Origin of the sequence: Desulfosporosinus sp. I2, from assembly GCF_000960765.1 — a bacterium.
Taxonomy (GTDB): Bacteria; Bacillota; Desulfitobacteriia; order Desulfitobacteriales; family Desulfitobacteriaceae; genus Desulfosporosinus.
Genome location: NZ_JYNH01000030.1, coordinates 26522 through 38046, shown reverse-complemented (window position 1 = coordinate 38046; position 11525 = coordinate 26522). Strand labels below are relative to the sequence as shown.

Here is an 11525-nt window from a genome sequence, read left to right as displayed (position 1 = left end):
ATGGAACGTTGTTTGGAAATTGTGGTGCATAGGACGAAGGGTATTGATAAAAATTGATGGCTTCTGAGGGAATCGGGGCATATTTAGTAGGATAATTTCTTGGCGAAGAACGTATAGTGTTTTGATGAAAAAGGTTAGGATTTCTCAATACAGGAGTGTATGCTCGGGAATATCCATGATTCAAGGATTATCCCCCCTTTTTTTGTGGATCTAATCAAATAAAAGTTTACGACTTAATCAAAAAAGTTTAAGAGATAATTTTTACATTATATGTATATTTCCCCATAATGCTAACCGTATTATAAGCTAAGTCAAATATTTTCATAGGAATTCAGTTTGAGAACTAGTATGAAGCCTCCAAGAATGGAGACTTTTTTCTTTATATTATTAAATTTTGGCAGAATATTTTAGGGGGGATTGTTTGATGCTAAAGAAAAGACGTTAGAAATGGAGTGGACTCGGATGAACGGAAAAAAACGTTGGAAGCTGGCAATTTCCCGGGTCTTTAAAGCCTATAAAAAGAGTTTATTTATAGGCTTTTTTATAGGGGTCAGTTTGGTTATGGGTGTTCTTATTGTGGGGCAGGTTATAGGGAAGGAAAACAAATCCATCACTAGTGTAACTGAAGGAGTAGATCAGAAACTTAGGAATGTAGAGGTTCCGATACAAACAAATTTTGAGAATAACGAGCCAATTGATGAGATAGAAAAATCCCCAGACCAATCCCCAGAAGAACTCTTTGAAAAACCTTCAGAAGGTTCTTCAAAGAGTTCGTTGGCTCCCTTTGATAAAAACCATTTCACGGTACTTGTAGTGGGTTTAGATCGAAGAATTGGGGAGAAATCAATCGGTAACACAGACACACTTTTAATGGCCAGTATCAATACAATCATCGGTCAGGTTACCCTTCTTTCTATACCGAGAGATACTCAAGTTACGATTCTAGGCTATGGAAGGGAAAAAATCAATGCTGCAGCACGCTTAGGGAAAGGTCTTAAAACAACAGAAGTCTTGGTTGAAGGGTTAACAGGCCAGAAAATCGATGGGTATGTCCTAACAAACTTTTCTGGATTTAAGACAATCATTGATATCCTAGGGGGTATAAATCTAATGGTAGAGAAAGATATGTATTATGTTACAGGGGATGAAAAAGATGGGATTATCAATCTTCATAAGGGGACGCAACGTTTAAATGGAACACAAGCTTTACAATATGCTAGATTTCGCCAAGATGCTTTAGGAGATATATCAAGGACAACTCGTCAACAGGCTGTTATCAAGGCTATGGTAAAGGAATTTCTACAATTGAAAACAGTTCCGAAAATACCCTCCTTGATTAAGCAAATGAATAAATCCGTTGAAACAGACCTTTCAGTCGGACAACTATGGTCACTGGCAAATCTCTTACTTAGTTTTGAGAAATTAGATCTTATTTCTCAAACTCTACCAGGTAATTTTCTCATTGAAAATGATGTTAGCTATTGGAAAGTTAACCCTCAGAAGTCGAAGGTAGTTGTTAGACGACTTTTAGAAGAGGGGAAGACGACTTCGGTATTCTTTAATAATGGCGCGAAAGGGGAGGTCTTGGAAAGTACGCCTTAAGAAATAAGTTCATCTAAAATCAAAGATTGCAGCTTGAATCATTTGTAGTCGGATCCTTTCCAGCAATCTAAAAAATATCTAAGTCGATCGATTTCATGTATACATCCGATTATACTAAAACGAGTGTTACTTGTCATTTTAGATAATCGGTTGTATACTATATGAGATTTAGTACTTTGAGGGTAATTTTTTGGAGGGTGGACATTGGAAAAGCTATTAGAGAAATTAAAAGAATACTTGAACATGGAAACTGAAATTCCTTTTGAAGAGTTTTCGGATTATTATCGTACACTCATTTCAGAACTTAACCAAACCTTTAATGATCTTGATAAGGACGCTCGCGTAAAAGCACTCTATATTTGTTCGATCGTTCAATCGAATGCAGATGCTAGAGCAAAAGCAAGTAAAGTGAATGCTAAAACATTTAAGAAAATAAGCGCAAAATGTGCATTCTGGGCTGATGCCATCAAGTTTAATTTAGGTAAAGATGGGATGTCTGCTGAAGAGATTGAACAAGCGACTGAAGAGATTAATGCAGTTATCTAGGTTCTGTTGTAAAATCAGATCGCTTTTACAAGGTATTAATTGATAATCGTTTTTAAGAAACCTCAAGCCGTTTACGGTTTGGGGTTTCTCTTCATGTTAATTTTATATTTAAAAGGTCGCAAGAACATTTAGCTGAAACAAAATAGCATACTCAATCGTATTAAGAGTGTAGACAAAAACAAAAGCGAAAATTGTGGGAGGAAATGAGCATGACTGAAAGAGTATACCGTTCTGTACGAGACAAGATGATCGGGGGGGTTTGTGGAGGGCTTGCCGATTATTTCCGTGTCGATGTTACCTTAGTGCGGCTTATCGCGTTAGTAGCTTTGTTCGCAGGAGGCGTTGGCTTTGTCGCATATCTGGCGGCATGGGTCATTATTCCGGTTAATCCCACTGAACAATTCGGGTATTCGGTGAACCCAAAGCGTGAGGTTGGAGATGTGGACCAACAAGTCGTCTCTGATGGAGAAGAGACTGCCATTGATTTTAGTAAACACGATAATCATGAGAACCGCACAAAAATGGCGGGTGGTATTTTGGTGGTCCTTGGGGCTTTTTTTCTACTTGAGCGTTGGTTTCCGGTATGGTTTGATATGAGCAAGATGTGGCCTTTACTTCTCATTTTCATAGGACTTGCCATTATTTTGCGGGGGGGAGAAAATGAAAAGAGCCTTTACTTCGGTTAGTCGAGGACTGCTCCTGATTGTCTTAGGGTTTATCTTTTTCATGCTTAACTACGGAGTATTATCATGGAGTTTATGGGCACATGTCATTGACTTATGGCCATTAATTCTTATCTTAACAGGAATTGGGTTGTTTTTTAATCGCCAAATTCCGCTCAGTGCTGTTTTATTAATCTTCCTTCTAAGTATGGTCGGGTACTCTTTAGCAGTTGGAGATAAACCTGGACCTATACCCAGGTATCACTCTTTTAATAGTGTTTCAGATGGAACGGGGGGCATAGATGTACCATTGCCCACCGATGTAAAAAAAGCGCAAGTTAACCTTAAACTGGGTGGAGCCCAAGTTCAAGTGAAGGATTTGGATTCCGGGAGTAATGGAGGACAACTTATGACTGGGACCTATAAATGGGCAAGTCGGAGTTTAAATCCAGACCCTCGAACCTCAGTTGTTCAGATTAAGCAGTCGGGAGATACTCTCACTGCTACTCTTTCTTCCCCAGGTGGCAAAGGAGAGCGTAATTTGAGTGATATCGCTCTAAATCTTTCCCCTAAAATACACTATGACTTAGATATTAACGCTGGCGCAATCAACGGGATGATTGATTTAGGTCGGCTCATGGTGGATAATCTAAAGATTAGTACAGGTGCTAGTAACTTTGAACTTCAATTCGGTGAGACTGGAATTGCCACACAAGGTAAGATTGACAGTGGTGCTTCAAAATTAACGTTAGTGGTTCCCGAAAGCGTTGGTTTACAAATTCGTTTAAATGGAGTGGCAACTAGTACGGATTTTATGGGTTCAGGATTGTTGTTAGAAGATAAGAAGTGGATTAGCTCGAATTATTCTGATGCTAAAACTAAAATAGATTTAGAAATTTCGACAGCGGCTGGTACAGTTCGACTAGAAAGGCCTAAATTGAGTATTCAATAGGTCTGTATTCCTTTAGAAGGAGAGTCTTAGAGCTCTTCTTTTTTGTACTAGTCAGAAAGTATAACTTCGTTATATACTTTCTGGAAGCATAAGGGCAACTAAGGCGGCCGCCTTCGCAAGGCTTGGCGCCAGCCAAGTTTTCTTTATTAACCGTGCTTCCAGGTTTTGATACCCCATCTCTTTGAAGTTGATGAGAACAGGCAGATGATGGTATAATTCAAGAGCAATATATAAAGAATTTGAGGATGTAACATGGATATCATACTGGCACATCGACAACTTGATTTTGATGCCTTGGCTTCAATGGTGGCAGCTCAAAAAATTTATCCAAACAGCGAACTGGTTATGGACGGGAAGCCAAACGTCTACGTTCAGGATTTTTTGGCACTATCCAGGGATCAATTGCGATTTCGCAAAGCACAAGATATCAGCGTCGACGAGGTTTCTCGAGTCATTCTAGTAGATACTCATGAACTACATCGTGCAGGACAGCTGGGCGAGAAGGTCGCTAAAAACCATACGGTTGAGCTGGAAATCTATGATCATCATCCCTATGCCGGAAAACTCAAACCAGGAATGGTCATTGAACCTGTTGGAGCTTGTGCAACTCTTCTTGTTGAAAAGTTAGCAGGACTTGGGTTACCTTTAAGTAGTTTTGAAGCAACGTTGATTGCCATCGGAATTTATGACGACACAGGAAGCTTGTTGTTTGATAGCACCACAGTTCGTGATGTTCACGCTGTGGCTTATTTATTAGGACAAGGGGCTAACTTGGGAGTTATTGCCAAATATTTAAGGCGACCACTGGCAGAGGAACAAAAAGAATTATTACAACAATTGTTAGATCAGGGCCAGACGGAATTCTTTGATGGATTACCAGTGTATATTTCATATGCTGAGACAGAGGATTATGTTGGCGGGTTGGCTTTGTTAGTTCATCGAGTAGGAGAGCTTGAAGGCGCTGATACTTGGTTTGTGCTGGTCAAGATGGAGAACCGGGTGTATATCGTGGGTAGATCAAGGGGAAGAGGATTACCAGTCAATGGTTTGGTGCAATTATTCGGTGGAGCAGGGCATGAGAGAGCAGCATCAGCTACAGTTAAGGACGGAGAACTCCCTGTTATCCTTCGACAATTGCGTTCTGCAATTAAGAGTCGAGCTAATCGGCCTCATATGGTTCGGGATATTATGAGTTATCCAGTTAAAACTGTTTCCCCGGAGACAAAACTTGGTGAGGTAGAACAGAATCTATTGCGTTACGGACACACCGGAGTTCCTGTCACTGTGGATAAGCGATTGGTAGGAATTATTTCTAGACGTGATGTTGATAAGGCAATTAAACACGGTCTGCAACACGCACCCGTAAAAGGTTTTATGACAACAAAGGTGTTAACGGTGGATGTTGAAGCGCCGTGGGAGGAAGTTCAACGTCTGATGGTACAACATGACATTGGGCGTCTTCCTGTTGTTGAGGAAGGTAATCTCGTAGGCATTGTTTCTAGGTCTGATGTATTACGCCTCGTACATGGTGGTTCCGTTCCGATCGAGACACAGCTTGTTCGTGAACGAAGTGTGGCAATGCGTCAGGATATTTTGAATTTGATTGAGCACTTACCGGAAGAAGTTAGAAATATACTTGAGTCAGTTCGAGATACTGCTCAGGAAGAACAATGTTCTGTTTATCTTGTCGGAGGGTTTGTTCGGGATTTGCTGCTTTCCGTTCCTACACAAGACTTGGATTTTGTGGTGGAAGGTAGCGGTGGCCAATTTGCACAGGCTTTAATGAGAAAAATTCCAGAAGGCAAGCTTACTCAGCACGTGAAATTCGGAACAGCTCAAATCATCTTTCCCGATGGGAGTCATCTCGACGTAGCAAGTACTAGGTGGGAACATTATTCCTTTCCCGGAGCGCTACCACAAGTTGAGGAATCTTGTTTACGTGATGATCTTTTCCGACGCGATTTTACGATAAATTCTATGGCAATTTGCTTAAATGCAGAACGTTTCGGGGAACTGGTGGATTATTATAGTGGTAAACGAGATTTGCAACAAGGTAAAATTCGCTTTTTACATAATATTAGTTTCATCGACGATCCTACTCGGATGCTGAGGGCTATACGTTTTGCTGAACGTTATAATTTTTCGTTAGCTAAAGAGACCCACGAAGCGCTTCATACTGCAATAGATTCGGGAGTCCTGGTTAAACTGAGTATCGAACGCTTTACAGAGGAATTAATGCTAATCTTTAAAGAAGTAAACTATCTAGCCATGGGCCAAACCTTGATTAAGTGCGGTTTGTTTAAAGCGTGGTTCGGAGAAGATCTTATCTGGAACTTTAGCTTAGATGACCTGGAGAACAGTGCTCAATGGTCTCTAAACATGCGGTGGTTGATCGCTATTTCCAATATGGACACTGCCAATATTGAAAAAGTCCTTGAACGAGTAAGCCTTAACAGAACTCTTAGGGATGAAACGCTGGCTTTTATGGGTCTACGCGAAACTTTAAAGGTTTCAATGACGTTAAGCGAGATGGACAGAGTACTTGCTAAAACCCCGAAGTGTGTCGTCAGCGCCTTAGCGCGGGATGAACATTATAAGAAACAAATTTCCGAATGTCTTGAGGCTGGTCAAAAAATAAATATGTCCGTTGATGGTAAACTCTTAATCCAAATGGGTGTAAAGCAGGGACCGAAGATCGGAGAGATTCTGGATCGAGTGCGTACAGCTTGGCTTGAGGGCCGAATTAGAACTTCAGAAGAAGAACAGGAACTAGCTCGGCAGTGGGCCAATGCCCAGCGTTAGAAGGAGGAAAGCGTTTGTTTGGTTTTGATATATCAACTATTATCGCCAATATACCAGCCTTGATGATAGGCTTTGCCTTTCATGAATATGCTCATGCCTGGGTCGCAGATCGTTTAGGAGACCCAACCCCACGAAGTCAAGGGCGTTTGACGTTAAATCCATTGGTGCATTTAGATCTATTTGGAACGATAATGGCTCTTTTATTCCGTTTCGGCTGGGCTAAGCCAGTCATGACCAACCCTCAATATTTTAGAGGGGATAAACAGAGGGGTCTAATGTTGGTTTCTTTGGCAGGTCCTGTTATGAATTTGCTCATGGCGTTCGTGGCGATGTTTTTTTGGTTTTTAACGATGAACTGGGTTCAAGTATCTGCTTGGAGTGGCATTATTTCTCTTATATTTCAATCCATCGTGCTTATGAATTTAGGTTTAGGAATCTTTAACCTACTACCGATCCCTCCACTCGATGGTTTTGCAGTTCTCGGGGGATTATTGCCTCGAAGCTTTGCCCCTCGGTTACAAGTGATTGAACAGTATGGTATGATAATCTTGATTGTAATTCTCTTTACAGATATTTTAGGTAAAGTACTTTCACCCGCCGTGATAGGTTTATTTTACGCCTATCAGAAAATCATTACTTTAATCCTAGCTCCTTTTGTTGGGTGAAAATGGTTAAATTTGTAAATAATTATAATAAGACTTATATTATTAAAGGGGTGTTATGATGAAAGGGAGAATATTGAGTGGAATGCGACCTACAGGGGCATTGCATATAGGACATTTGAGTGTTATTCAGAACTGGGTGGCTTTACAAGAAGATTATGACTGTTATTTTTCCATTGTCGATTTACATGCTTTAACAACTGGGTATGAAGATCATTTAGACTTTCCACGTCTCCGGCGAGACATAGCCTTAGATTGGCTGAGTGTGGGTATTGATCCTCAGAAAAGTGCCGTGTTTGTTCAATCGGCTGTCAAAGAGCATGCAGAACTTCATCTGCTTTTTTCTATGTTTACGCCATTATCTTGGTTGGAACGTGTTCCAACCTACAAAGATCAAATCCTACAATTAAGTCAACAGGGGAAAGAACTAGGCACTTATGGATTTTTAGGGTATCCCCTCTTAATGGCAGCTGATATTTTGGCCTATAAAGCAACTGTGGTGCCGGTAGGGGAAGATCAGATTCCGCATGTAGAGCTTTGTCGGGAAGTTGCTCGTCGATTCAATCATCTTTACGGAATGGTATTTCCTGAACCTAAAGATCTGCTAGGGAAAGTACCCTTATTGCCAGGCGTTGATGGACGGAAAATGAGTAAAAGTTACCATAATGCTATCTCGCTGACAGCTTCAACTGAGGAAATCAAGACTCGTGTTCAACAAATGGTGACGGATCCTGCTCGGCTTCGAAAGGATGACCCTGGGCATCCTGAAGTCTGTATTGTGCATAAGTTTCATCAAATCTACACCCCGGAAGTAACCGAAGTTGAAGAAAGTTGCCGGGCGGGAAAAGTGGGTTGTGTTGCTTGTAAACGGCATCTTGCGGAGAATTTGGAAAAACTAATAAGTCCATTTAGAGATAGGCGTACTTATTGGGAGGAACCCGGTAGAGTGGAGAAAGTTCTGGAAGAAGGGGCCGAGCGGGCCCGAGCCACAACCTCGGAAACCATGAAAGAAGTCCGATGTGTTATGGGACTATAATGTTAAAGGAACGTGAAATAACTGTTCCACAGGTGAAACTTCCTGCTTTTCAGGGACCCCTTGATTTATTGTTAACTCTTATACAACAAGAAAAAGTCGATATTTATGATATACCTATTGCTCGAATCGCCGATCAGTTTGTGGAAGCGGTACGTCAATTAGGGTCTATGGATATGGAAGTTACGACAGAATTTCTAGTTCTTGCTGCTCAGTTGCTTTATATTAAGTCAAGGGAGCTTTTACCTAAACCTCCAAAGATGGAACAGAGTGAGGTCGGAGAAGAAGATCTTCGTCAAGAATTGGTTGAGCGCTTATTAGCCTATCGGACGTTCAAGCAGGCAGCCCAATTATTTGAGAGGATAGAAACTTCCTCAGGGCGATCCTATTATCGTGAAGTTGATGTTGAAGATTTACTCTCGGAAGTACCACCAGAGGATCCACTCAAGGGGATTGTGTTTGATGATCTTTGGCAAGCGTTTTGTAGAGTCATTGAACGTGCAGAAAAAGGGGAAGAAATCCGACATGTTAAGCCAGATGAGATCTCGATTGAGAGGGTGCTTGCGGATGTTTTGCGGCGAGTTATACTGCATCCGAAGGGAATGCACTTTTACCAGCTTATACGAGAAGGATCACGCATGGAAATGGTTGTCTCATTTCTTGCCTTACTAGAACTGTTGAAGTCTGGAAAAGTCCGCGCTGAACAACCTTCCCTTCTGGGTAGTATTATGTTATTTCCAACGGCCAAAGCTTATGAATTCACGGAAGAGGAGTAGATGGAATGCTGTTTCGGGAGCCGGAGACGGCGGCCTTAGAAGCCCTTTTATTTGTTGCCAAGAGTCCGCTAACCTGTGAACAGCTCGGAGAGATTCTTGAATTAGCTCCAGCAAAGATTGAAGAACTCATCTATGAGCTTCGTGACCGTTATCTTCCTAACTCCTGTGGGTTAATACTCTTAGAAATTAACGGAGGATACAAATTGGGCACTAAGCCCGAGTTGGCCCGTTACATTGAGATTCTCTATAAACAACCTGTTCAAGTGCTCTCCAATGCAGCGCTAGAAGTTCTCTCGATCATCGCGTATAAGCAACCAGTAACAAGAGGAGAAGTTGATTTTATCAGAGGAGTCCAATCCGATCGCGCTCTGACTACCTTAGTGGATAAGGGATTAGTGAAGGAAGTTGGTCGCAAGGACGGCCCAGGACGTCCTATTCTCTATGGAACGACTGAACAGTTCCTTCTCCATTTTGGCTTGCGTTCCTTAGCTGATCTGCCCAACTTGGAAATCGAGGAGCTTAGTTCTGATGAAGTGGCTAGTGCGTTAGAGTAGAGGTCGGGGGTTAGAAGTTATGCCTATTTTCGAATACGGACAAAAGGAATTAGACTACTTAAAACGAAGAGATAAAAAACTGGGTGTGGCAATTGAACAGATAGGTATTATTAAACGGGAGATTACGCCTGATCCGTTTACTGCACTTATATCAAGTATTGTCAGTCAGCAGATTTCTAATAAAGCCGCTGAAACGGTCTGGAACAGGCTATTACAGCGGCTTGGAACTATTACACCAGAAAGTATAGCCCAAGCAACCCTCTTTGAAATAAAAGGCTGCGGCATGTCTGAGAGAAAGGCTGGCTATATCAAGGGTATCGCTGATAAAGCAACCTCGGAGATGGATTTTAACAGTCTACATACTCTGACTGACGATGAAATTATAAGAAAGCTCTCCGCCCTACATGGTGTGGGTGTCTGGACTGCGGAGATGCTGCTTATTTTTTCACTCTGTCGTCCTAATGTGGTTAGTTACAAGGATTTGGCAATCTGTAGAGGAATGATGAATTTATATAGTCTCAAAGAACTTCCCAAACAAAAGTTTGAGATGTATAGAAAAAGATATTCGCCTTATGGCTCTGTTGCCTCCTTGTACTTATGGGCGCTTTCGGTAAAGTGACGGAGTTGAGAAATGCCATGCCTTCCTTTACTGTAGCTAGACTAGTTTTAGCTATTTCAGCTTGCTAATTGAATAAATTTTAATCAAATCGTACATGATACCTAATTAGGGACAGTCCCCTTGACGAGGGTATGGAGTACGGAGGGGTTTTGGTGCGGGTTTTAGCATTCTTGCTTGCTATGGCTATTCTAACATTGCTTAGTTTAACCTTAAAAACAGAAATAGATTTTCGATATCGACGTAGTGAAGAAAACGATAATATTGATATCCATTTGCGGGCATTTCATGGTTTATGGCATATTCAATATCAAATACCAACCCTTCAATTAGAATGGGAAAAAGGTCCCCAGCTCCAATACGAACAGGTTACTGAGACAAAAGAAGGAAAACGTCAGGCTACCGGAAAAGCACGATTTCGCTATATCCGTCGTGGTCTGATATTACGTCTATGGCCTAAAATACCCAGGCTATTGCATCATTTAAGCCGCTTGAGAAGTGAATTTTATCGAGGAATCCATTGTAAAGCGATTAATTGGCGCATTGAAATTGGCTATAAGGATGCTCAACATACAGCAATTGCCGCCGGGGCGTTTTGGACCATGATTGGATTTGCTCTTTCCCGCCTTTATCGACAAGTGACCGTCGAGGTCTCTAATCCAGAGTTAAGTGTTATTCCTCAGTTTAAGAAAGAAGGTTTCTTTTGCGATATTCAATGCATATTCCATTTGAGAATCGGTCATATTATTTTTATTGGAATAAATGTACTGAGAACGTTTATATGGGGTAGAAGGGGGTAGACGCATGGGAAATCATCCTATCGAATCCTTAATGAAGACAGCCATGGAGAGTATCCAACAGATTGTGGATGTTAACACCATAGTTGGAGATGCAGTAGAAGCTCCAGATGGGTCTGTAATTATTCCTATTTCACGGGTGTCTTGTGGTTTTGCAGCAGGCGGGAGTGAGTTTGCCTCACTAGAGGAAGGCAAAGAGCATGTTCATACAGGAGGGCAAGCGCCTCAACTTCCTTTTGGAGGGGGTGCTGGAGCTGGTGTATCGGTACAACCCGTTGCTTTCTTAGTCGTAGGAAATGGGAATATTCGACTTCTTCCTGTCGATAGCAATGTGGTAGTTGATCGTTTGATCGATACCGTTCCTGATTTATTGGATCGAATTACAGGTATGTTTCATAAGAAAAAGAAAGTCTCGGATGACATAATCATTGCCCGAGACTGATGGGGATTATAGTTTAAAATGCAAAAATGAATTAACAGAAAGTAAAGAACGAATAATCTCGTTCTTTTTTTTTGTCCCTTT

Annotated in this window: 13 protein-coding genes; 12 read left to right on the top strand and 1 reads right to left on the bottom strand. The window is 41.4% G+C overall.

The window, feature by feature from the left end; all coding sequences use genetic code 11:
- Positions 1-184: hypothetical protein (locus UF75_RS29620; RefSeq protein WP_207642475.1), on the bottom strand; the 184-nt coding region annotated here is incomplete at its 3' end.
- A gap of 233 nt (positions 185-417) precedes the next feature.
- Here UF75_RS29620 and UF75_RS09475 point away from each other — a divergent pair.
- The 12 genes from UF75_RS09475 to ytfJ all read left to right on the top strand — a co-directional run bounded on the left by UF75_RS09475 (position 418) and on the right by ytfJ (position 11444).
- Positions 418-1602 (top strand): LCP family protein, encoded by a 1185-nt coding sequence (locus UF75_RS09475; protein ID WP_242860182.1) that lies wholly within the window; start codon positions 418-420, stop codon positions 1600-1602.
- A 204-nt stretch (positions 1603-1806) separates the two neighbouring features.
- Positions 1807-2148: a hypothetical protein gene (locus UF75_RS09470; protein ID WP_045574362.1), complete on the top strand. Its 342-nt coding sequence runs from the start codon at positions 1807-1809 to the stop codon at positions 2146-2148.
- Between the two features lie 209 nt (positions 2149-2357).
- Positions 2358-2834, top strand: a complete 477-nt coding sequence (locus tag UF75_RS09465) for a PspC domain-containing protein (protein WP_045574361.1) — start codon at positions 2358-2360, stop codon at positions 2832-2834.
- Positions 2809-3762: a DUF5668 domain-containing protein gene (locus UF75_RS09460; RefSeq protein WP_045574360.1), complete on the top strand. Its 954-nt coding sequence runs from the start codon at positions 2809-2811 to the stop codon at positions 3760-3762. Before UF75_RS09465 ends, UF75_RS09460 begins: the two co-directional genes overlap by 26 nt.
- Before the next feature lie 252 nt (positions 3763-4014).
- Positions 4015-6564: a CBS domain-containing protein gene (locus tag UF75_RS09455; protein ID WP_045574359.1), complete on the top strand. Its 2550-nt coding sequence runs from the start codon at positions 4015-4017 to the stop codon at positions 6562-6564.
- 14 nt (positions 6565-6578) lie between these two features.
- Positions 6579-7229: a site-2 protease family protein gene (locus UF75_RS09450; RefSeq protein ID WP_242860181.1), complete on the top strand. Its 651-nt coding sequence runs from the start codon at positions 6579-6581 to the stop codon at positions 7227-7229.
- Between the two features lie 58 nt (positions 7230-7287).
- Positions 7288-8262 (top strand): tryptophan--tRNA ligase, encoded by a 975-nt coding sequence (gene trpS, locus UF75_RS09445; protein ID WP_045574358.1) that lies wholly within the window; start codon positions 7288-7290, stop codon positions 8260-8262.
- Positions 8262-9035 carry a segregation/condensation protein A gene (locus tag UF75_RS09440; protein WP_156146332.1) on the top strand — a complete coding sequence of 258 codons (774 nt, stop codon included), beginning with the start codon at positions 8262-8264 and terminating at the stop codon, positions 9033-9035. The genes trpS and UF75_RS09440 overlap by 1 nt, the downstream gene beginning before the upstream one ends.
- Before the next feature lie 5 nt (positions 9036-9040).
- A complete protein-coding gene (gene scpB, locus UF75_RS09435; protein ID WP_045574356.1) occupies positions 9041-9589 on the top strand; it encodes an SMC-Scp complex subunit ScpB in 549 nt (182 codons plus the stop codon).
- 19 nt (positions 9590-9608) lie between these two features.
- On the top strand, positions 9609-10208 hold the full coding sequence (locus tag UF75_RS09430) for a DNA-3-methyladenine glycosylase (protein WP_045574355.1): 600 nt from the start codon (positions 9609-9611) through the stop codon (positions 10206-10208).
- A gap of 152 nt (positions 10209-10360) precedes the next feature.
- Positions 10361-11005 (top strand): DUF2953 domain-containing protein, encoded by a 645-nt coding sequence (locus UF75_RS09425; RefSeq protein WP_052693097.1) that lies wholly within the window; start codon positions 10361-10363, stop codon positions 11003-11005.
- A gap of 4 nt (positions 11006-11009) precedes the next feature.
- Positions 11010-11444: a GerW family sporulation protein gene (gene ytfJ / locus UF75_RS09420; protein ID WP_045574353.1), complete on the top strand. Its 435-nt coding sequence runs from the start codon at positions 11010-11012 to the stop codon at positions 11442-11444.
- Positions 11445-11525: the final 81 nt, after the last annotated feature.